Source organism: Tropicimonas aquimaris, assembly GCF_042676185.1.
GTDB classification, from domain to species: domain Bacteria; phylum Pseudomonadota; class Alphaproteobacteria; order Rhodobacterales; family Rhodobacteraceae; genus Tropicimonas; species Tropicimonas aquimaris.
Genome location: NZ_JBHTJT010000006.1, coordinates 276732 through 296569 on the forward strand (window position 1 = coordinate 276732; position 19838 = coordinate 296569).

General features: G+C 68.1%; 18 protein-coding genes. 12 read left to right on the forward strand and 6 right to left on the reverse strand.

Features of this window, described 5'->3' with window-relative positions:
- Positions 1-138: 138 nt before the first annotated feature.
- The 4 genes from ACFQ2S_RS03140 to ACFQ2S_RS03155 are packed head-to-tail and all read left to right on the forward strand — an operon-like array spanning position 139 to position 4383.
- A complete protein-coding gene (locus tag ACFQ2S_RS03140; RefSeq protein WP_386072633.1) occupies positions 139-1611 on the forward strand; it encodes a hypothetical protein in 1473 nt (490 codons plus the stop codon).
- A complete protein-coding gene (locus ACFQ2S_RS03145; RefSeq protein ID WP_386072635.1) occupies positions 1612-2589 on the forward strand; it encodes a glycosyltransferase family 2 protein in 978 nt (325 codons plus the stop codon). It begins immediately after the preceding gene.
- A 4-nt stretch (positions 2590-2593) separates the two neighbouring features.
- Positions 2594-3427, forward strand: coding sequence for a sulfotransferase family protein (locus tag ACFQ2S_RS03150; protein WP_386072636.1), 834 nt, complete (start codon positions 2594-2596; stop codon positions 3425-3427).
- Entirely contained in the window at positions 3424-4383 is a 960-nt protein-coding gene (locus ACFQ2S_RS03155) for a glycosyltransferase family 2 protein (RefSeq protein WP_386072638.1), read from the forward strand. Before ACFQ2S_RS03150 ends, ACFQ2S_RS03155 begins: the two co-directional genes overlap by 4 nt.
- 6 nt (positions 4384-4389) lie before the next feature.
- Here ACFQ2S_RS03155 and ACFQ2S_RS03160 read toward each other — a convergent pair whose 3' ends face one another.
- Positions 4390-5736, reverse strand: coding sequence for an oligosaccharide flippase family protein (locus ACFQ2S_RS03160; RefSeq protein ID WP_386072639.1), 1347 nt, complete (start codon positions 5734-5736; stop codon positions 4390-4392).
- A 31-nt stretch (positions 5737-5767) separates the two neighbouring features.
- A complete protein-coding gene (locus ACFQ2S_RS03165; RefSeq protein WP_386072641.1) occupies positions 5768-6592 on the reverse strand; it encodes a sulfotransferase family 2 domain-containing protein in 825 nt (274 codons plus the stop codon).
- 258 nt (positions 6593-6850) lie between these two features.
- Between ACFQ2S_RS03165 and ACFQ2S_RS03170 the strand changes: the two genes are divergently transcribed.
- The 3 genes from ACFQ2S_RS03170 (at position 6851) to ACFQ2S_RS03180 (ending at position 10628) form a co-directional block, all read left to right on the forward strand.
- Positions 6851-8272 (forward strand): mannose-1-phosphate guanylyltransferase/mannose-6-phosphate isomerase, encoded by a 1422-nt coding sequence (locus ACFQ2S_RS03170; protein WP_386072643.1) that lies wholly within the window; start codon positions 6851-6853, stop codon positions 8270-8272.
- A gap of 27 nt (positions 8273-8299) precedes the next feature.
- The gene (locus tag ACFQ2S_RS03175; RefSeq protein WP_386072799.1) at positions 8300-9220 is read left to right on the forward strand and encodes a glycosyltransferase family 2 protein; all 921 of its coding nucleotides are present in this window, start codon (positions 8300-8302) and stop codon (positions 9218-9220) included.
- Between the two features lie 154 nt (positions 9221-9374).
- The gene (locus ACFQ2S_RS03180; RefSeq protein ID WP_386072645.1) at positions 9375-10628 is read left to right on the forward strand and encodes a glycosyltransferase; all 1254 of its coding nucleotides are present in this window, start codon (positions 9375-9377) and stop codon (positions 10626-10628) included.
- A 58-nt stretch (positions 10629-10686) separates the two neighbouring features.
- Here ACFQ2S_RS03180 and ACFQ2S_RS03185 read toward each other — a convergent pair whose 3' ends face one another.
- The 3 genes from ACFQ2S_RS03185 to pdxH all read right to left on the reverse strand — a co-directional run bounded on the left by ACFQ2S_RS03185 (position 10687) and on the right by pdxH (position 12533).
- Positions 10687-11166, reverse strand: coding sequence for a DUF192 domain-containing protein (locus ACFQ2S_RS03185; RefSeq protein WP_386072647.1), 480 nt, complete (start codon positions 11164-11166; stop codon positions 10687-10689).
- Between the two features lie 2 nt (positions 11167-11168).
- Complete coding sequence (locus ACFQ2S_RS03190; RefSeq protein WP_386072648.1) at positions 11169-11705, reverse strand: cold-shock protein; 537 nt, start codon at positions 11703-11705, stop codon at positions 11169-11171.
- 225 nt (positions 11706-11930) lie between these two features.
- Entirely contained in the window at positions 11931-12533 is a 603-nt protein-coding gene (gene pdxH / locus ACFQ2S_RS03195; protein WP_386072650.1) for a pyridoxamine 5'-phosphate oxidase, read from the reverse strand.
- Between the two features lie 135 nt (positions 12534-12668).
- Here pdxH and fabI point away from each other — a divergent pair, with 135 nt between their 5' ends.
- Together fabI and gpt are read left to right on the forward strand one after the other, a co-directional pair.
- Positions 12669-13487, forward strand: coding sequence for an enoyl-ACP reductase FabI (gene fabI, locus ACFQ2S_RS03200; RefSeq protein WP_386072651.1), 819 nt, complete (start codon positions 12669-12671; stop codon positions 13485-13487).
- Positions 13488-13494: 7 nt separating this feature from the next.
- Positions 13495-14010, forward strand: coding sequence for a xanthine phosphoribosyltransferase (gene gpt, locus ACFQ2S_RS03205; RefSeq protein ID WP_089232882.1), 516 nt, complete (start codon positions 13495-13497; stop codon positions 14008-14010).
- Positions 14011-14123: 113 nt separating this feature from the next.
- Here gpt and yghX read toward each other — a convergent pair whose 3' ends face one another.
- Positions 14124-15011 (reverse strand): YghX family hydrolase, encoded by an 888-nt coding sequence (gene yghX / locus ACFQ2S_RS03210; RefSeq protein ID WP_386072653.1) that lies wholly within the window; start codon positions 15009-15011, stop codon positions 14124-14126.
- 178 nt (positions 15012-15189) lie between these two features.
- On the opposite strand from yghX, the gene ACFQ2S_RS03215 reads away from it, so the two are divergent.
- The 3 genes from ACFQ2S_RS03215 to trpE all read left to right on the forward strand — a co-directional run bounded on the left by ACFQ2S_RS03215 (position 15190) and on the right by trpE (position 19834).
- A complete protein-coding gene (locus tag ACFQ2S_RS03215; protein WP_386072655.1) occupies positions 15190-16392 on the forward strand; it encodes an aminotransferase in 1203 nt (400 codons plus the stop codon).
- A gap of 69 nt (positions 16393-16461) precedes the next feature.
- Positions 16462-18312, forward strand: coding sequence for a peptidylprolyl isomerase (locus tag ACFQ2S_RS03220; RefSeq protein WP_386072657.1), 1851 nt, complete (start codon positions 16462-16464; stop codon positions 18310-18312).
- A gap of 7 nt (positions 18313-18319) precedes the next feature.
- Entirely contained in the window at positions 18320-19834 is a 1515-nt protein-coding gene (gene trpE / locus ACFQ2S_RS03225; protein ID WP_386072659.1) for an anthranilate synthase component I, read from the forward strand.
- The last annotated feature ends 4 nt before the right edge of the window (positions 19835-19838 follow it).

Sequence of the window (19838 nt, forward strand, 5' to 3'; positions counted from 1 at the left end):
GCTCGATCCCTGCCGACCGCAGAGGCCGCCTTCGGCCCCGTTCTAGGCTCGCGCCCGGGCCGAGGAAAGGGGGCGCTGGCGGGTTCTCAATCGCTCGGGCCGGGTCTATGTTGCCCGCGGATCCTTCAGAGGGGGGCCATGCCCAACACCTTCGCCCTTGTCGTGCTCTGGGCCTGGCCCGTGTTCTGCGTGCTCGCGTTTCGCAGGCTGCCGCTGGCCACCGGGCTGTCGCTGGCAATGATCGGCGGCTATCTCCTTGTGCCGCCCGCGATCTCGGTGAACCTGCCACTGCTGCCGCCCTACGAAAAACGCCTGGCTTCCGCCGTTGCCGGCCTCCTGCTGGTGCTCATGGCTCCGCGCCCGACGCCCGCATTGGCACGGGTCACGCCGCCCACGCACCTTCCGGGCTGGCTTCCCGCAAGCATCGCCCTCCGGCTCTGCCTGCTTCTGCTGGTCATGGGCGCGCTCGGCACGACGCTCACCAACAGCGAACCGCTCCGCCTTGCCGACCGGTCCCTGCCGGGAATGACCCTCAAGGACGCGATGGCGATGATCCTCGGCAGCTTCGGCACGATCCTGCCCTTCCTGCTCGCCCGGAAATACATCGCCGCGACCGAGGACCAGGAGCGCATGATCCGCGTGCTCGTCTTCGCCGCGCTCGCCTACACGCTGCTGGCGCTGTTCGAAGTGCGCATGTCGCCGCAACTCAACCGCATGGTCTACGGCTTCTTCCCGCATTCCTGGCTGCAGCACATCCGGGGCGACGGCTACCGGCCGGTGGTGTTCCTGCAGCACGGCCTTTGGCTTGCGATCTTCTTCACCAGCGCGCTGGTAGCCACGCTTGGCTATGCCCGGATCAGCGTGGGCGGCCAGAAGGTCCGGCTTCTGGCCGCCGCGGCGTGGATCTTTGCCACGCAGGCCGTCTCCAAGTCGCTCGGCGCGCTGGTCCTGTCGATCCTTTTCGCCCCGATCGCGCTGTTCTTTGGCCGTCGCGTGCAGCTTGTCTTTGTCGCGGCGATCACGCTCGCGGTGCTTGGCTACCCGATGCTGCGCGGATCGGGTCTGGTGGCGGTGGACCAGATCGCTGCCGTTACCGAACAGATCGACGCCGACAGGGCCAAGTCCTTCAATGGCCGGCTGCGGAACGAGAACATGCTGCTCGAGCGGGTCTCCGAGAAGCCGCTCTTCGGCTGGGGGGAATGGGGGCGCTGGCGGGTTTATGACGAGCGCGGGATCGACCGTACCACCAGCGACGGCTTCTGGATCATCACGCTCTCTCAGGGCGGTTGGGCCCGCTACCTCGCCATGTTCGGGCTCTTGTGCCTGCCGGTATTGCAATTGGCGTTCCGGCGACGGCACCTCGACGACCCCAAGGCGCAGGGGCTGGCCATCGCGCTTGCCCTGGCGCTCACCGCCAACCTGATCGACCTGCTTCCCAATGCCGGGATCACGCCGCTCACCTGGATGCTCGCGGGCGCCCTTGCCGGGCGGATGGAACTGCAACCCGCCGCTGCCGTGCAGCCGGCACCTGGGACACCCGCGGCGCCACACTCACCCTATACGCCGGTGCGAAAGACGACCTCGGCCTGGCAACCGCAGCGAAAGACCTGAATGCGCGCCTACGTCACGATTTCCATCATCAACTATCGCACCGCCGAGCTGACCCTGGCCTGCCTCCGCTCCGTCCTCGCCGATCTCGCAGGCGACGCGGACCGCCCGGCGACGGACGGCCGCATCATCATCGTCGACAATGCCTCCGGCGACGGATCGGCCGAAGCGATCGCCGACTGGATCGCGGCGAATCCGGACGCGCCGGTCGAACTCGTCCGATCGACCGAAAACACCGGCTTTTCGGGCGGCCACAACCTTGGCATGGCGGCCTGCGAGAGCGAATTCACCCTCGTGCTCAATTCCGACGCCGAGCTGCGCCCGGGCTGTCTCGCCGCCCTGCTCGCCGCCGCCGAAGCCCACCCCGAGGCCGGCCTCTTCGCCCCGCGGCTGGTGGGCGAGGACGGCACGGTGCAGACCTCCAGCTTCCGCTTCCCCGGCGCGGCGAGCGAGTTGATCCGCGGCGCGGGCTCCGGACCGGTCACGGCCCTCCTGAAATCCCACGAGGTCGCCATCGGCCCCGCCCCCGCGCCGGCGGAAATCCAGTGGGCGAGCTTTGCCTGCATCCTGCTGCGCCGCGCCATGTTCGAGGCGATCGGCCCGATGGACGAGGGCTATTTCCTCTATTTCGAGGATGCCGAGTATTGCCACCGCGCCCGGCGGGCCGGCTGGGCGCTGGTGCACGTCCCGGAGGCGCGCTGCGTCCATCATCGAGGTGGCAGCGGACCGGTCAAGACGCTGATCTCGCAAAAGAAACGCCTACCAGCCTATTTTTACGCCTCGCGCACGCGGTTCCTCTACCAGACCGGCGGCTGGACCGGGATGATCTCCGCCAATCTCGCCTGGCTGCTGGGGCGGCTGCTGGCGCAGGGGCGCGTCCTCTTCGGCAAGCCGCGGCATCGCGCCGCCGAGGCCGAGGCGCGCGACATCTGGATCAACGCCACCCGCCCGCTCGGGCCACGGCATGCACCGGGCGAGTGATCCAATGGCGGCCCCCGACTTCCTGATCATCGGCGCGATGAAATGCGGGACCTCGACCCTGCAGGCGCAGCTCGCCGCGCAGCCCGGCATCTTCATGACAACGCCGAAGGAACCGAACTACTTTTCCGACGACGCGATCTTTGCCCGCGGCGAGGCCTGGTATTCCGGCCTCTTCGACGGCGCCGCCCCTGGCGACCTGACAGGCGAGGCCTCGACCCATTACACCAAGCTGCCGACCTATCCCGACACCCTCGACCGCATGGCGGCGCGCCTCGACCGGCCCCGGTTCATCTACCTGATGCGCGACCCGCTGGAGCGGGCGATCTCGCACTACATCCACGACTGGTCGCAGGGTCTGCTGCCCGACGATCCGGTCGCGGCCTTCGAGAGCACGCCGGAGCTTGCCGCCTACAGCCGCTACGGAATGCAGCTCGCCCCCTTCGTGTCCCGCTACGGACGCGACTCGATCCTGCTTTTGCGGCTGGAGTGGATGCAGGCCGACCCGCAGGGAACGCTCTCCCGCGTCGGCGATTTCCTCGGGAAGCCGAACCTGCGCTGGAACGCCGAGCTTGGGGCGCAGAACGTCTCCGCAGAGCGCGTCCGGCGGCTGCCGATGCACGGCCTGATCGTCGACAACCCGGTGGCAAAGGCGCTGCGCAGGAGCCTCGTGCCAAAGGCCGTCCGCACCCGGATCCGCGAGGGCCGGCAGATGCGAGGCCGACCCGACCTGCCGGAGCGCCTGCGCGCGCGTCTTGAAGGCATCTTCGCCGAGGATCGGGCGCACCTGGCCGAGCTGTTCCCCGGCGATCCGGCGGTCGATTTCGAGGCCGCACCATGAGCGCGCCCGAGGTCGCCGCCGTGGTCATCGGCCGCAACGAGGGCGCGCACCTCAAAGCCTGCCTCGCCTCGCTCGACGGAGAGGTCGGGCGGGTGGTCTATGTCGACTCCGGCTCGACGGACGACTCCGTCGCGGTTGGGCTGGCTGCGGGAGCCGAGGTGGTGGAACTCGACCCCGCCCTGCCCTTCACCGCCGCCCGTGCCCGCAACGCCGGCGTCGACGCCCTCGGGGAGATCGGCCTGCCCGAGCTGATCCAGTTCATCGACGGCGATTGCACGTTGGTGCCGAGCTGGATCGCCACCGCCCGCGCCGCCTTCGCCACCGAGCCGAAGCTTGCCGTAGCCTGCGGGCGACGGCGGGAGCGGCATCCGGATGCGTCTGTCTACACACGTATGATCGACCGGGAGTGGGACACGCCGGTCGGCCTTGCGCGGGCCTGCGGGGGCGATTCCATGATGCGCAGCGCGGCGTTCCGGCAGGTCGGCGGGTTCGATCCGGCGCTGATCGCCGGCGAGGAACCCGATCTCTGCATCCGCCTGCGCGCAGCGGGCTGGAAGGTCCGGCGGCTCGACGCGGAGATGACACGCCACGACGCCGGCATCACCCGGTTCACGCAGTTCTGGCAGCGCGCGCGCCGCGCGGGTCACGCCTATGCCGAGGGCGCGGCACGCCATGGCGCACCACCGGAACAGCACTACGCACCCCAGCTCCGCCGCTGCCTCCTTTGGGGCGCGGCGCTGCCGCTGGCGACCCTGGTGCTGACACTCGCCATCTCGCCCTGGTTCCTGCTCCTCGCCCTGGCTTATCCGCTCCAGATCCTGCGACTCGCGCGGTCTCGTGGCCTCGCCGAAGCCGCGCTGCTGACCGTCGGCAAGATCGCCGAGGCGCAGGGCGCCCTTGGCTACCGGCTCCGCCGTCTCGGCGGGCGGCGCAGCTCTCTGGTGGAATACAAGTGACCGGCTTCAGGGGAGGAGCGGCGCGATCCGGTCCCAGTTGATCGCCACGCCGGCGGCGCAGATCGCCAGCCCCGCGAGGGTCATCCAGACATCCTGCACCGGGTCCCAGGCATTGTACCGACGGGCATAGGCCACCCGCATCGGCAGCGTCAGCAACACCGCCAGCCCGATCGCCGCGATCGCGCCGACCACGCCCGCAAGAGCGATGCCCGCGAACATCAGCCCCGTCTGCAGCGCCGCGGTAATGATCTGCAACACAGCGTTCCGGGCCGAATCGCCCTCCGCCAAAAGCAGCGATCCGACCGAGTTCAGCGCCAGCGGCGGCACCAGCGTCAGGGCATAGAGGCTCAGCATCGGGCCCGCATCGGCAAAGCGGGGATCGTAGAGCAAATCGACGATCAGCGGCCCGCCGAAGGCCATCACCGCCGTCGCCACCAACGCGGCAGCGGTCAGCATCCGCCGCGCCCGAAAGATCGCGGCCCGTCCGGAGGCATCGCCGGACATCGGCCGCACCCGATAGAGCGGCAGAACGATCTTGCTGCTGACGGCACGGGTCAGCAGAAGCGGCACGCTGGCGAGGAAGAAGGCCACGTTGTAGACACCGAGCTCCCCGAGGCTCAGGTGCGCGCCAAGGATCGCCCGGTCGCCCTGGGCGATGACGAACCCGGCAGCCGTGCCGATGAAGATGTAGCGCCCGAAGCCGAAGGCGTTGCCGAGGGCCGCGCGCTCCAGCCGGAAACGGTTCTTCGCATCGGGCAGAAAGATCCACCAGGCGAGCGTCCGGATCACCTCGCCGATCAGCGTGCCGATCACCAGCGCCCAGACCGACCGCAGGGTTACTGCGAGAACCGCCATGATGACGAGCGTCAAGGCCTGGCAGCCAAGCTGGATCGCCGTCACCTGCCCCAGCCGCAGATGCCGATGCGCGGTGTGCAGCGCCGTCGGCACGAAGCCGTTCACCAGAAGCGCCAGTCCGGAGACCGGCAGGATCAGCGCAAGATCCGGCGCCTCGTAGAGCGCCGCGGCCGGCGCCGCGATCGCCAGCGTCAAGAGCCAGAGCAGAAGTCCGCGCGCCATCTGCACCGTCCAGATCGTGTTGAGAAAGTCCGGATCGTCGCCCCTCCCGCTCTGCACGATCAGCGGGCGCACCCCGGTGTCGGAAAACAGGTTCAGCCCATTGAGGAAGACCTGCACCAGCGCCATCAGGCCGAATGCCTCCGGGAAGAGCAGCCGCGTCAGAAGGAGGTTGGAGGCGAGACGCAGCGCCTGCGCGCCGCCGAACTGCACGAAGACAAGCAGGGTGCCGCGCCAGGCCCGCGCCCGGATGCTCTCGCCGATCCCGAGGTCGCTCACGCCACTCCTCCGCATCGCGGGATCGCAGCCATCACGAGGCACCGCCGTCGAAGCTGTAGCCGAAAAGCTCCACGTCCCGGGCATAGGCGCGGGCGACGATCTCGGCGGTCGCGTCGCTGTAGGCGCGGCGGTAGTCGCCCTCGCTTCCGCCGGTCGGGTTCATCCGTGCCAGTGGCGCCTCCACCCCGAGCCTGGCGCAGACATGGCGGTAGTCGTCGTCCAGCCGCTCGTAGCGGCCGACGAAATCGACCGCGGGCGCGGACCGCCCGGTCATGCAGACAAAGGCATACTGCGGACGGAAATGCAGCGCGCTCCAGATGTCGCCGCCGTCGATGAAGCCGCGCACGAAGGCATCGAAATCCGGATAGGGCGCGATGCTTCGCTCCGCCCGCGCCGCATCCTCGGGCACCAGTCCGCCGGCCCTGAGAAACCGATAGGCCGAATGAACCCTGTCCCATGGATTGCGCACGAAGGTGAACTTGAAGAACTCCCGGTATTCCCGGCCCGTCAGGGCCAGCCGGTAGGCAGTGATCGGCAGATGACCGCCTCCGCGGCAGCCGAAAAGTGCATTGGTCACCGAAAGGCCGGCGCATTTTGGAATGTGCACGAAGACGGCGCGCCGCGCGATCATCGGCGCAAGGGTGACAGGGTAGTCCGGCGAGATCTTCCGCGTGCGCAGGCTCTGGAGTTTCCCGTAATATCCGGGGTCGCGAAGCCGGTAGTAGGCCCGGTGAATCTCCGGAGGCAGCGCGGCCATCAGGCGGCGCGGCATCCCGTTCATCCGGGCCGCGTGCCGCCCGTCCTCACTGCCCTGTCCGACCCCGCGGGCCGCTGCCATTGCGTCGCTGCCGTCCATCGCCTGCCGTGTTCTGCCTGCGTCCCGCGGCCCGGCCGTTGCGCCCGGACCAGAGCCCCGTCACCGCCTCGCGGCGATGCGCCCCCTGCCCGACCGCTACCACGATGGCGGAACCATCACACCTCGAAAATTGTGGCCCGCAATCCGGCCGGACCGGTAGCGGACGCGGGCAAGCTGCGGTTAACCCTGTGCCAGCGCGGGCAAGGCAAGCGCCCACGCAGGAAATTGATTTGAAAGTACAGGCAAGAGGATTTCGCCATGATCCATCCCGTCATTCTCTGTGGTGGCTCCGGCACCCGGCTTTGGCCCTCCTCGCGCAAGGGCTACCCCAAGCAATTCGCGCCGCTCCTCGGAGAGGACAGTCTTTACCAGGCAACCTTGCGCCGGCTTACCGGTCCGCGTTTTACCCGCCCGCTTGTGATGACCAACGAGGAGTTCCGCTTCCTCGCCTCGCAACAGGCCGCGGGGATCGGGCTCTCGGACGCGCAGGTGGTGGTCGAGCCCTGCTTGCGGGACACCGCTCCGGCCATCCTCGTCGCGGCCCTCATCGTGGCGCAGGACGACGGCGACGACGGGCTGATGCTGGTTGCCCCGTCCGACCACGTGATCGCCGACCTGCCCGGTTTCCTGCATGCGGTGGACCGCGGCGCCGAAGCCGCCTGCAGCGGCGCGCTGGTCACTTTTGGGGTGACGCCGGACCGGCCGGAAACCGGCTATGGCTATCTCGAGATCGCCCGCAAGCCCGACGGGACCGGCGCCGCCCTGCCGGTGTCCAGCTTCCGCGAGAAGCCCGATGCCGCGACCGCAGCGAAGTTCCTCGAGGAGGGCACCTATCTCTGGAACGCCGGGATCTTCCTGTTCCGTGCCGCCGACGTGATCGCGGCCTTCGAGGCCCATGCACCGGACCTCGTCGCCCCCGCCCGCGCCGCTCTGGATCGCGGCCGCGAGGATCTGAACCTGTTCCGGCTGGACCCTGACTCCTACGCCGGGTCGCCGTCGATCTCCTTCGACTATGCCGTGATGGAAAAGGCCGGGCGGGTCTCGGCGGTGCCGCTCGACTGCGCCTGGTCCGACCTCGGCGCCTGGGACGCAATCTGGGCGGCCGAGGCCCCCGACCCCAAAGGGCTGGCCACCCGAGGTCCCGTCACGGCTATCGATTGCAGCGACAGCTACCTGCGGTCCGAGGAGCCGGGGCTGCAACTCGTGGGGCTCGGGCTCGACGGGGTCGTCGCAGTGGCGATGCGCGATGCGGTGCTGGTGGCCGACAAGAGCCGGGTGCAGGAGGTCAAGGGCCTGGTCTCGACCCTGCGCGCCGGCGGCGTCTGTCAAGCCGACGACTACCCCCGTTTCCACCGTCCCTGGGGCTGGTACGAGACGCTCTGCATCGACACGCGCTTCCAGGTGAAGCGGATCATGGTGCACCCCGGCGGGGTGCTGAGCCTGCAGAGCCACCATCACCGGTCGGAGCACTGGATCGTTGTGTCCGGCACGGCCGAAGTTACGATCGGCGACCAGGTCAAACTGGTGACCGAGAACCAATCGGTCTACATCCCGCTCGGCACCGTGCACCGCATGGCCAACCCCGGAAAGCTGCCGATGTATCTGATCGAGGTCCAGACCGGAGCCTATCTCGGCGAGGACGACATCCAGCGCTACGAGGATGTCTACGGCAGGGGCTGACGCCCCGCCCCACCTGGAGACTTCGCCCTGCCTGACCGCCCCCGCACCTTTCCTGCCCCGGAGACGGTCGCTGTCGTCCTCGCCGTGTTCAACGGCGAACGCTTCCTTGGCGCGGCGCTCGCCTCCGTCTTCGCGCAGAGCCGGGTGCCGGACGAGGTGATCGTGGTCGATGACGGCTCGACTGATTCCAGCGGGCAGATCGCGCGCAGCCATCCCGGCGTGCGGGTGATCCGGCAGGAGAACCAGGGACTGAGCGCCGCCCGCAACACCGGGCTCGCCGCCGTGCAGTCGGACGCGGTGGTGTTTCTCGACGATGACGACCGGATGCTGCCGGAGAACCTCGCCACGGGGCTGCGTCTCCTGTCCGCATACCCGCAGGCGGCCTTCGTCGCCGGTTGCGCCACGCCGATCGACGCCGCCGGTACCCGGACCAGCCCCGACAAGCGCCTCGGCAGTCCCGGCCCCTGCAGCTTTGCCACCCTGCTGGCCGGTCATTCCTTCGTGCCGCCCTCCACCGTGATGTTCCGCCGCGCGGCCTTCGAGGCGACCGGCCCGTTCGACACCGCGCTTCGGTCGGGCTGCGAGGATCTGGACATCTACCTGCGCATGGCGCGGGTCTTCGAGATTCATGCCCACCCGGCGCTGATCGTCGAATATCGCCGCCACGGCCGCAACATCACCCGCAATCGTGCCAGGCTGCTCAAGGCCAGCCTCGACCTGCTGGAGCGCAACCGTGCACTTGTCGCGGACGACCCGGAGCTGAAGGCCGCCCTTGAAGCGGGCCGGCGGCGCTGGATCGCGACCTATGGGCCGGGCTTGCCCAGCGAAGCGGCCGGACATCTGAAACAGGGGCACATCCTGCCGGCCGTGCGCGCGATCGGTGCGGCGCTGCGCTATCATCCGCAGGGGCTCTGGCGCTACCTGTACGGCAAGTTCGGGCGCGGATGATCTGCGGCGGACGGGGGGCCGTCTGCCCCCCGCGCCCCGTTCCGGGGCTCCCCCCGAGGGTATTTTCCCCAAGAAGACGGGTATGGGCCGTTTTGCGATGGACCTCCGCCCCTGCCGCGTCGCAAGGTGCCGTCGCCCGCATCGAAGGACCCTCATGGACGACCGCCCGCAATCGAAGGCCCTGCCGCGCCTCGCCTACCTGACCAGCGAATACCCGGCGGTGTCTCACACCTTCATACTGCGGGAGGTCAACGCCCTGCGGCGGCTCGGTTTCGAGGTCGAGACCTGCTCGATCCGGCGGACGGATCCGGAGCTTCACCATCGCGGGCCGCAGGAACGGCATGCAGCGGCATCGACCTTCTACGTCCTGAGTGCTGCGCGGTCTCCCCTGGCGCTGATTTCCGCGCAACTGGCTGCACTAGCACGTCCCGGACGATGGTTGCGGGCAGCGGGGCTCGCCTGGCGCAGCCGGCCACCGGGCTTGCGGGCCATGCTCTACCAGGCATTCTACCTCGTCGAGGCCGCGGTCCTGGCGCGCCACCTGCGCCAGCGGGGCATCACGCACCTGCACTGCCATTTCGGACACTCCGCCTGCAGCGTCGCCATGCTGGCCAGCGAATTGTCCGGCATCCCCTACAGTTTCACCCTGCACGGGCCAACGATCTTCTATGCGCCGAAGCATTGGCGGATCGACGAGAAGATCGCCCGGGCGCGCTTCGTGGCCTGCATCAGCCAGTACTGCCGAAGCCAGGCGATGATCTTTGCCGCGCCCGAGCATTGGGACCGTCTCAAGGTGATCCACTGCGGCGTCGATCCGGCACTCGACGATACCGGAGCGCGGGAACGAACCGGCAAGCGGCTGCTGTTTGTCGGGCGACTGGCGGCGGTCAAGGGGGTGCCGGTGCTGCTGGAGGCGTTCAAGGCGGTGGCCGCGCAGCACCCGGAAGCCCATCTGACCCTGATTGGCGATGGCCCTGAGCGGACCCGGTTGGAAACCGAGGCGGAGCATCTCGGCGTTTCGCGGCAGGCGGCCTTTGCCGGGTATCGCAGCCAGGAGGAGGTGGCCGCCGCTCTGGCGGATGCGGATCTGTTCGTTCTGCCCTCCTTCGCCGAGGGGGTGCCGGTGGTGTTGATGGAGGCGATGGCGGCGCGCCTGCCGGTCGTCGCGACGCGCGTTGGCGGGGTTCAGGAACTGGTCGAGGACGGCGTGAGCGGACTTGCCGTGGCACCAGGGGATGCGGACGCCTTCGCCAATGCGCTTCTGCGCCTCTTGGACGATCCGGACCGGATGCGCTCCATGGGAGAGGCCGGACGCGCGCGAGTGATCGATGAATTCTCCACCGAACGCGAAGCGGAACGGCTGGCCGGGTTGTTTCGGGGAGATATGGCCGGGCCAGCCCGCCAATAAGATCCATTTCAGTCCTGATAGGCCGAGCGGCGCGTTTACGAAACGCCGCCAGTGCGTCTCAGTCCGCGCAGGACCAGGCGGCGTCCTCTCCAAGGGCGGGGTGGCGCATCTGGGTGCCGGGCGCGATGTTCAGCGCCTCGGCCAGCCCGCCGTTGATCTCCAGCACCGCCACCACGCCGCGGCCGCCGTCGATCGGCGTGAGGTCGCCCGGAATCGCCTCCGAATGCACGCGGGTCACGACGCCGCGGGCATCGGCAAAGATCATGTCGAGCGGGATCAGCGTGTTCTTCATCCAGAAGCTCGCGTGCTGCGGCTGCGGATAGATGAACAGCATGCCTGCGGACCGGGGCAGCGACTCGCGGAACATCAGGCCGCGGGCACGTTCTTCGTTGTCGTCTGCGACCTCGACGGAAAAACGCGCACTGCCCCAGTCGCCGCGCAGGTCGATCTGGTCCTCTGCGCATTCGGCGCTCGCAACCGCGGGAAGTGCCGCCATCACAAGCGCCAGGAACGCCGTCCTGCCCCACCCCGTGAACATCGTCAGTGATCCCTGATCGCGCGTTCCCAAGCCGCGACCTCTATCGCCATGCGGCCGCGGCGCCCCTCGACCACGCGTAGGCCGACGGCCTCGCCGGGCTGAAGATCCGCCAGACCGGAGCGGCGCAGCACCTCGACATGCACGAAGATATCCTCATTGCGGCCAAATACATTGGCAAAGCCGAAGCCCTTGCCCTTGTCAAACCACTTAACCCGCGCGGGCTCCAGCGGTAGGGCGGCGATTTCCTCGGCCGTGATGGCGGCCGCATCTTCCAGCGGCGGGCCGTCGTCCTCGTCGGGCGGGGTGATCGAACGCACCTCGACCGCCTGCATCCCGCGAGCGGTCTGCTGGACGAGGATCTCGATGAGCGCCCCGTCGGCAACGGAAGATTGCCCGAAGTTCCGAAGCACATTCGCATGAAGCAGAATGTCCGGACCGCCCTCTTCGGCGACCACGAAGCCAAACCCCTTGCTGGGGTCGAACCATTTTACACGGCCGTTCACCGGCCACGCGTTCCCAGTCTCGTCTTTCGCGGTCACCAGCGGGTCACCTTTGTACACTCCCGATTACGGGCCTTCGGTTTTCTACCACTACACCAATCAAAGAGCTTGGAGAGTAAAAGCGTGACGTAAATGGAAACAATCAATTCAGAGCTTCGATGGTTAGGGCATGATACCCATCGTTTCAAGCTTTGGCCTTCGTTTCAACGCAGATGCCACGAAATGACCTAGATTGATGAAGAAAAACCACATTTTCGACAGATTTCACGGCGATAGCCGGCGAACTTCCCATGAACCCTGGGCAGTTTTCCGCCACTGGAAACGATCGTGAAGGCGAAACGCGCCATCGGCCCAGAATTCGATCTCGGTCGGCCGCAGCCGGAAACCGCCCCAGAATGGCGGACGCGGCGGGTTGGTGCCGTGTTTTGCCGTGACGCGGGCCACTTCGGCCATGAGCGACGCGCGCGACGCGAGCGGTTGACTCTGGTGCGACGCCCAGGCCCCCAGCCGGGATTTCAGAGACCGGGAGGCGAAATAGGCATCGGCCTGCGGCCCCTCTTCGCGCTCCACCGTGCCGCGCACCCGGATCTGCCGGCGCAGGCTCTTCCAGTGGGCGACGAAGGCCGCCTTGCCGGCTTGCTCCAGCTCGGCCGCCTTGGCGCTGCTGTAGTTGGTGTAGAAGACGAAGGCATCGGCCTCGATCTCCTTGAGCAGCACCATCCGGACATTGGGCATGCCCCCCTCGTCGACCGTGGCGAGCGCGATCGCGTTGGGATCGTTCACTTCCCTGGCCTCCGCCTCGGCCAGCCAGTCACGGGCCAGCGCGAAGGGATCGTCGCCTGCGAAGATGCCGGTTCGGTCGCTCATCGGGGTTACTCCTGCGTTGCGCAGCCCGGGCTATACGCGATGCGCGGGCATTTCCAGTGTCTTCCGTCGCTCTTGCCCTGCCCATGCCGCTTGCCGTAAAGGGGCCGAAAGGAAATCCGAGCGGCGGAGGGACAGATGACGACAGGTCTTATGGCGGGCAAGCGCGGCCTTATAATGGGGCTTGCCAACGACAAGTCCATCGCCTGGGGAATTGCGCGGGCCTGCGCAGATGCCGGCGCCGAACTCGCGCTGACCTATCAGGGCGACGCCTTCCGCAAGCGTGTGCTGCCGCTGGCCGAGCAACTGGGCGTGACCCAGCTTGCCGATTGCGATGTGACCGACGACGCCTCGGTGGATGCGGTTTTCGCGCAGCTCGAAGAGGCCTGGGGCTCCATCGATTTCGTCGTGCACGCCATCGGTTTCTCCGACAAGAACGAGCTGCGCGGCCGCTATGTCGACACCAGCCGGGCCAATTTCAACATGACGATGGATGTCTCGGTCTACTCCTTCACCTCCGTCGTCCAGCGGGCAGAGAAGCTGATGAAAAACGGCGGCTCCTGCCTGACGCTCAGCTACCTCGGTGCCGAGCGGGTGATGCCACACTATAATGTGATGGGTGTCGCCAAGGCCGCGCTGGAGGCCAGCGTGCGCTACCTTGCCGAGGACCTGGGCAAGGACGGCATCCGGGTCAACGCGATCTCGGCAGGCCCGATCAAGACGCTGGCCGCGAGCGGCATCGGCGATTTCCGCTACATCCTGAAGTGGAACGAGCTGAATTCGCCGCTGCGCCGCAACGTGACCATCCAGGACGTGGGCAATTCGGCGCTCTACCTGCTGTCGGATCTCGGCGCGGGCGTCACGGGCGAGCTGCACCACGTGGATGCCGGCTACCACAGCGTCGGCATGAAGGCCGTCGATGCGCCCGATATCGACGTGACCACCGGAAAGAAGTGAGACCCAGATGAGCCAGCGCCCCGACCGCCTGCCCCACGAAAAGGGATTCCACATCAGCTGGGATCAAATCCACCGCGACAGCCGCGCGCTCGCCTGGCGTCTCGACGGCCACGGGCCGATGGAAGGCGGCGCCTGGAAGGCGATCGTCGCGATCACCCGGGGCGGCATGGCGCCGGCGATGATCATCGCCCGCGAACTCGACGTGCGAATGGTCGATACGATCTCGGTGAAGTCCTACAACCACCAGCACCAGATGGATGCGGTCGTGCTCAAGGCGCCGGACGAGGCGATGATGGGCGACGGCGAGGGCATTCTGGTGATCGACGACCTCGTGGACAGCGGCAAGACGCTGGAGCTGGTCCGCAAGCTTTATCCCAAGGCGCATTTCGCCACCGTCTACGCCAAGCCCAAGGGCCGGCCGATGGTGGACACCTTCATCACCGAGGTGAGCCAGGACACCTGGATCTTCTTCCCCTGGGACATGGCCCTGCAATACGTCGAGCCCTATCGCGGCACCGACTGACGGCGCTGGCCTTAAGGGGCGAGGGGGGGCCGTCTGCCCCCCGCCTGCCCCGTTCGGGGCAGCCTCCCCCCGAGGGTATTTCCCACCAGGAGAAGCTGCCTGCCTTGGTCTGATCAGGCCAGGTTCGCCGCGAAATGCGCCAGCGTGCGATCCCACGCCAGGGTCGCCGCCGCCTCGTCGTAGCGCGGCGTCGAGTCGTTGTGGAAGCCGTGGTTGGCGCCCTCGTAGATATGCGCCTCATAGGCCTTGCCGTTCGCCTGCAGCGCCTCCTCGTAGGCGGGCCAGCCGGCGTTGACGCGTTCGTCGAGGCCACCGTAGTGCAGCAAGAGCGGTGCCTGGATCGACGGCACCTGCGCCGCTTCCGGCTGGCGTCCGTAGAAGGGCACGGAGGCGGCCATCTCGGGATAGGCCACCGCCAGCGCGTTGCAGACGCCGCCGCCGTAGCAGAAGCCCACCGCGCCGACCTTGCCGGTCGAGCCCTCGTGGTCGCGCAGGAATTCGAAAGCGGCGAAGAAATCCTCCATCAGCTTGGCGCCGTCGAGCGTCTGCTGCATGGCGCGGCCGTCGTCGTCATTGCCGGGATAACCGCCGAGCGGCGTGAGCCCGTCGGGTCCGAAGGCGAGGTAGCCCGCCTTGGCAGTCCGGCGCACGACGTCCTCGATATAGGGGTTGAGGCCCCGGTTCTCGTGGATCACCAGCACCGCCGGAAGCGGGCCGTTGGCGCCCGCGGGTTTCGCCATCAGGCCGCGGATGGTGCCGTGCCCCTCGGGGCTTTCGTATTCTGCGATCATGGTCTCGATCGACGGGTCGTCCTCCGCCACCTGCTGGGCGAGGGCATAGTTCGGCCGCATGCTCTGCAGCACCGCGGCCGCAGTCACGCCGACGGCGGTGTAATGCGCCGCCTGACGCAGGAATTCGCGCTTGGTCAGCTGCCCGTGGGCATAGCCGTCGTATAGTTCCAATAGCTTGGGATGAAAATCGGTTGCCTTCTTGCGGGTCATGTCGCGCTCCTTGGCGAGGGTGTCCGGGCGGACTGTAGCACCGGAATCCGGCCGCGCGACGCCCGTCACCAAAACGTGTTGAGGGTGCGCAGAAGCCGCCATTGCCGCGCCGCAGCAGGACCCTTTCGGGCCGGTGTCGGCGCTGTTAGACAGGGCAAGGACCGAAGGAGCCCCGCCGATGCCCATGCCCCTGAACCCAGCCATGGCCGCGACGGCGGTGTCTCCGGTGCCGGAGGCCGCCCGCTGGGTCGCCGGCAGGCAGTTTCCCGACGACCGGCCCCTGATCAACGTCAGCCAGGCCGCGCCGGTGGCGCCGCCGCCCCTGCCCTTGCGCGAGGCGATGGCGCGGGCGGTGATGGAGGAGGCCGGCGCGCACCACTACGGCCCCGACCTCGGCCTGCCGGCCTTGAGGGAAGCGCTGGCGGGACAGATCGCAGGCATCTATGGCGGCGCCGTCGCACCGGCACAGGTGGCGATCACCTCCGGCTGCAACCAGGCCTTCGCCGCCGCCATCGCGACCCTTGCCGGGCCCGGCGACGAGGTGCTGCTCCCGGTGCCCTGGTACTTCAACCACAAGATGTGGCTCGACATGTCCTCCGTGCGCGCGGTGTCCTTGCCCAGTGGAGACGACCTCGTGCCCGATCCGTATGCCGCGGCCGCGCGGATCACCAGCCGCACCCGGGCGATCGTTCTGGTCACGCCGAACAACCCCACGGGCGTCGCCTACCCGGCTGAAACCATTGCCGCTTTCCGTGACCTCGCCCGCGCGCGCGGACTGGCGCTGGTGATCGACGAGACCTATCGCGACTTCCATCCCGACCCAGGTGCGCCGCACGGGCTCTTCACCGATCCGGACTGGGAGGACACGGTGATCCACCTCTACAGCTTCTCCAAGGCCTACCGGCTCACCGGGCACCGGGTGGGCGCGCTGGTCAGTTCGCCGGCGCGCCTTGCCGAGGTGGAGAAGTTCATCGACTCCGTCACCATCTGCCCCAGCCAGGTCGGCCAGCGGGCGGCGCTCTGGGGCATCCGGCACCTTGGCGACTGGCTGGCCGGTGAGCGGCGCGAGATCCTCGACCGGCGCGCGGCCATCGTGGAGGGCTTCGGGGAACTCGCCGATCGGGGCTGGCGGCTGCGTGGCTGCGGCGCCTATTTCGCCTATGTCGAGCATCCCTTCGCGATGTCCTCCGACGCGCTGGCCCGAGAGTTGGTGGGCCGGGCGGGCGTGCTCTGCCTGCCGGGCACGATGTTCGAACCGGTAAGCAAGGCGCCGGGTGGCGGCGCCGGCAGCCGCCACCTGCGGATCGCCTATGCCAACATCGACCGCGCCGGGATCCGCGCGCTCTACGAGCGGCTTTCACAGGTCAGTTTCCCGGCCTGAGGGCGCTTGCCTCCCTGCGATCAGGCGCATAGACAAGCGCGACACGGATCCGCAGGAGACAGGTGCCCCATGAGCAAAGGCAAGAAGGCCGGTAACATCCTCGTCTATGCGCTGATGGCGGCGCTGATCGCAGGTCTCGGCGGGTTCGGCATTTCGAATTTCTCCGGCGGCGGCACCACTGTCGCGACGGTTGGCGACCGCGAGATCACGGCCGAGGAATACTACCGCGCGATGGTCGAGGCGATCCGGGCGCAGGAAGCCGCCGGCGCGACCGACCTGAACTTCGCCACGCTCGAGGCCCAGGGAATCCCCTCGCAGGTGCGCGGCCAGCTTGCCGGGATCGAGGCGATCAACGGCGAGGCCGACCGGCTCGGCCTGTCGGTGGGCGACGCCGAGGTCGCGCGCCAGATCCGGGCGTCCTCCTCCTTTGCCGGCGTCAACGGCGAGTTCGACCGCGATGCCTATGAATACACGCTGGAGCAGAACGGCTGGAGCGTGAGCGAGTTCGAGACCTCGGTGCGCGAGGAGACCACCCGCCAGATCCTGCAGGGCGCTGTCTCGGCCGGGGTCGCTCCGTCGCAACAGATGGTCGACCAGCTGACCAACTGGCTCGGCGAGCGCCGCAGCTTCCGCTGGGCCGCCTTCCGCGCCACCCGCTACCTTGCCGAGCTGGAAGAGCCGACCGAGGACGAACTCGCGGCCTTCCATGCCGAGAACGAGGAAGCCTTCACATTGCCCGAGACCAAGCGCATCACCTATGCGCTGCTGACGCCCGACATGATCGCGGGAGAGGTCGAGCTGAACGAGGACGACCTCCGCGCGCTCTACACCGAGCGGGCCGCTCAATACGTCATGCCCGAGCGCCGGCTGGTCGAACGCCTGGTCTTCGGAACGGCCGAGGAAGCGACTGCCGCCCGCGAGGCCATCGAGGCCGGCGAGAGCGATTTCCCCGCCGAGGTCGCGAAGCGCGACCTGACCCTGCAGGACGTGGATCTCGGCGACGTGACCCGCGACGCGCTCGGCGCGGCCGCGGATGCGGTCTTCGGGCTGGAAGAGCCGGGCATCGTCGGCCCCTACCCGACCGATCTGGGCCCGGCGTTGTTCCGGATGAACGGCATCCTCTCGGCGCAGGAAACCACGTTTGAAGAAGCAGAGCCGGATCTCCGCGCCGAGCTCGGCCGCGAGCGCGCCGCCCGCATGATAGAGGACATGATCAGCGATTTCGACGACCGGCTCGCCGGCGGCGCAACGCTTGAAGACCTTGCGGCCGAGACCGAAATGGAGCTCGGCACGATCGACTACTACCCCGGCGTCGATGCCGGTGTTGCGGGCTACGAGGCGTTTCGCGCTGCCGCCGAGGCGGTGACCGAGAGCGACTTCCCCGAGATCGACACGCTCGACGATGGCGGCATTTTTGCCCTGCGGATGGACGAGACCGTGTCGCCGCGGCTGCAGCCTCTGGACGAGATCCGCGACCAGGTGGCCGACGCGCTGCTGGCCGAGCGCGCGCTCGACCGCGCCCGTGAAGAGGCCGCAGCGGCGCAGGCGCAGCTCGAGATCGGCGGCACGCTCGGCAGCGACGCGGCCACGGTCGAGACGGCGCAGAACGCAACCCGCGCGAACTTTGCCGAGACCGGCGCGCCGGCGATTCTGGCCGACGCCGTCTTCGCGCTGGAAGCCGGTGAAAGCACACTGGTCGATTTTCCGGGCCTCGCGATCGTCGTGGTGCTCGACAGCATCGATCCGGTCGACGCAGAGGACCCGCAGAACGCGCTGATGGAGCAACAGATCCGGGCGCAGGTCGCCCAGGGCACCGCCTCCGACCTGTTCCTCTACTTCGCGCAGTCGCTGACCTCGAGCGCCGGGATCCGCTTCAACGACGCAGGGCTGAACGCCGTGAACTCGCAACTCTTCCGCTGAGCGCCCGATGGTACAGCTCCTTCCCGGCTTCGACGATTTCGCCCGCGGTTTCAATGCGGGGCAGAACCAGGTGGTCTATGCCCGCCTGGCCGCCGACCTCGACACGCCCGTCAGCCTGATGCTCAAGCTCGCCGACGCCCGCACCGACAGCTTCATGCTGGAATCGGTGACCGGCGGCGAGGTGCGCGGCCGCTACTCCATCGTCGGACTCAAGCCGGACCTCGTGTGGAAATGCAACGGCAGCGCGGCCCGGATCAACCGGTCGGCCCGCTTCGACCCCGACGCCTATGTCGACGAAGAGACCGATCCGCTGACATCTCTGCGCGCGCTGATCGCGGAGAGCCGGATCGAGCTGCCCGACGGCCTGCCCTCCGCGGCGGCCGGGCTCTTCGGCTATCTCGGTTACGACATGATCCGGCTGGTCGAACACCTGCCCGGCGTCAATCCCGATCCGCTCGGCCTGCCTGACGCGGTGATGATGCGCCCCTCCGTCGTGGCGGTGCTCGACGGGGTGAAGGGCGAGGTGATGGTCGTCTCCCCCGCCTTCACCGGCCAGGGGCTGTCTGCCAAGGCCGCCTATGCCCAGGCCGCCGAGCGGGTGATGGACGCGATCCGCGACCTCGAGTCCGGGATGCGGGGCGAGAGCCGCGCGCTCGCGGACCAGGCCCATGTGGGCGAGCCGGTCTCGAACTTCACCAAGCCGGACTACCTGGCGGCCGTCGAGAAGGCCAAGGACTACATCCGCGCCGGAGACATCTTCCAGGTCGTGCCCTCGCAGCGCTGGACCGTGGATTTCCCGCTGCCGCCCTTCGCGCTCTACCGCAGCCTGCGGCGCACCAACCCCTCGCCTTTCATGTTCTTCTTCAACTTCGGCGGGTTCCAGGTAATCGGCGCGAGCCCCGAGATCCTTGTTCGCCTGCGTGAGGGCGAGGTCACGATCCGGCCCATCGCCGGCACCCGTCCGCGCGGCGCCAACGAGGACGAGGACCGCGCGCTGGAAGCCGACCTGCTCGGAGACGAGAAGGAAATGGCCGAACACCTGATGCTGCTCGACCTCGGCCGCAACGATGTGGGCCGGGTCGCGAAGATCGGCACCGTGCATCCCACGGAAGAATTCGTGATCGAGCGCTACAGCCATGTCATGCACATCGTCTCCAACGTCGTCGGAGAGCTGAAGGACGGCGAGGACGCGCTCTCCGCGCTGCTGGCCGGACTGCCCGCCGGCACCGTGTCCGGGGCGCCCAAGGTCCGCGCGATGGAGATCATCGACGAGTTGGAGCCCGAGAAACGCGGTGTCTACGGCGGCGGCGTGGGCTATTTCTCCGCCGACGGCGACATGGATATGTGCATCGCCCTGCGCACCGCGGTGCTGAAGGACGAGAAGCTCTATATCCAGGCCGGTGGCGGGGTGGTCTATGACAGCGACCCGGAAGCGGAATGGCTGGAGACAGTGAACAAATCCCGCGCCATCCGCGCCGCCGCGCAGGATGCAGGCCGATTCGTGCGCCGGGGCAACCGCTGAGATC

Bases quoted from the DNA above. Each gene is read 5' to 3' on its own strand.
- ACFQ2S_RS03165 (WP_386072641.1), bottom strand. From the start codon at position 6,592: ATGGACGGCAGCGACGCAATGGCAGCGGCCCGCGGGGTCGGACAGGGC.
- fabI (WP_386072651.1), top strand. From the start codon at position 12,669: ATGACGACAGGTCTTATGGCGGGCAAGCGCGGCCTTATAATGGGGCTT.
- pdxH (WP_386072650.1), bottom strand. From the start codon at position 12,533: ATGAGCGACCGAACCGGCATCTTCGCAGGCGACGATCCCTTCGCGCTG.
- ACFQ2S_RS03220 (WP_386072657.1), top strand. From the start codon at position 16,462: ATGAGCAAAGGCAAGAAGGCCGGTAACATCCTCGTCTATGCGCTGATG.
- ACFQ2S_RS03155 (WP_386072638.1), top strand. From the start codon at position 3,424: ATGAGCGCGCCCGAGGTCGCCGCCGTGGTCATCGGCCGCAACGAGGGC.
- gpt (WP_089232882.1), top strand. From the start codon at position 13,495: ATGAGCCAGCGCCCCGACCGCCTGCCCCACGAAAAGGGATTCCACATC.
- ACFQ2S_RS03145 (WP_386072635.1), top strand. From the start codon at position 1,612: ATGCGCGCCTACGTCACGATTTCCATCATCAACTATCGCACCGCCGAG.
- ACFQ2S_RS03185 (WP_386072647.1), bottom strand. From the start codon at position 11,166: ATGTTCACGGGGTGGGGCAGGACGGCGTTCCTGGCGCTTGTGATGGCG.
- ACFQ2S_RS03180 (WP_386072645.1), top strand. From the start codon at position 9,375: ATGGACGACCGCCCGCAATCGAAGGCCCTGCCGCGCCTCGCCTACCTG.
- ACFQ2S_RS03150 (WP_386072636.1), top strand. From the start codon at position 2,594: ATGGCGGCCCCCGACTTCCTGATCATCGGCGCGATGAAATGCGGGACC.
- ACFQ2S_RS03170 (WP_386072643.1), top strand. From the start codon at position 6,851: ATGATCCATCCCGTCATTCTCTGTGGTGGCTCCGGCACCCGGCTTTGG.
- ACFQ2S_RS03140 (WP_386072633.1), top strand. From the start codon at position 139: ATGCCCAACACCTTCGCCCTTGTCGTGCTCTGGGCCTGGCCCGTGTTC.
- trpE (WP_386072659.1), top strand. From the start codon at position 18,320: ATGGTACAGCTCCTTCCCGGCTTCGACGATTTCGCCCGCGGTTTCAAT.
- yghX (WP_386072653.1), bottom strand. From the start codon at position 15,011: ATGACCCGCAAGAAGGCAACCGATTTTCATCCCAAGCTATTGGAACTA.
- ACFQ2S_RS03215 (WP_386072655.1), top strand. From the start codon at position 15,190: ATGCCCATGCCCCTGAACCCAGCCATGGCCGCGACGGCGGTGTCTCCG.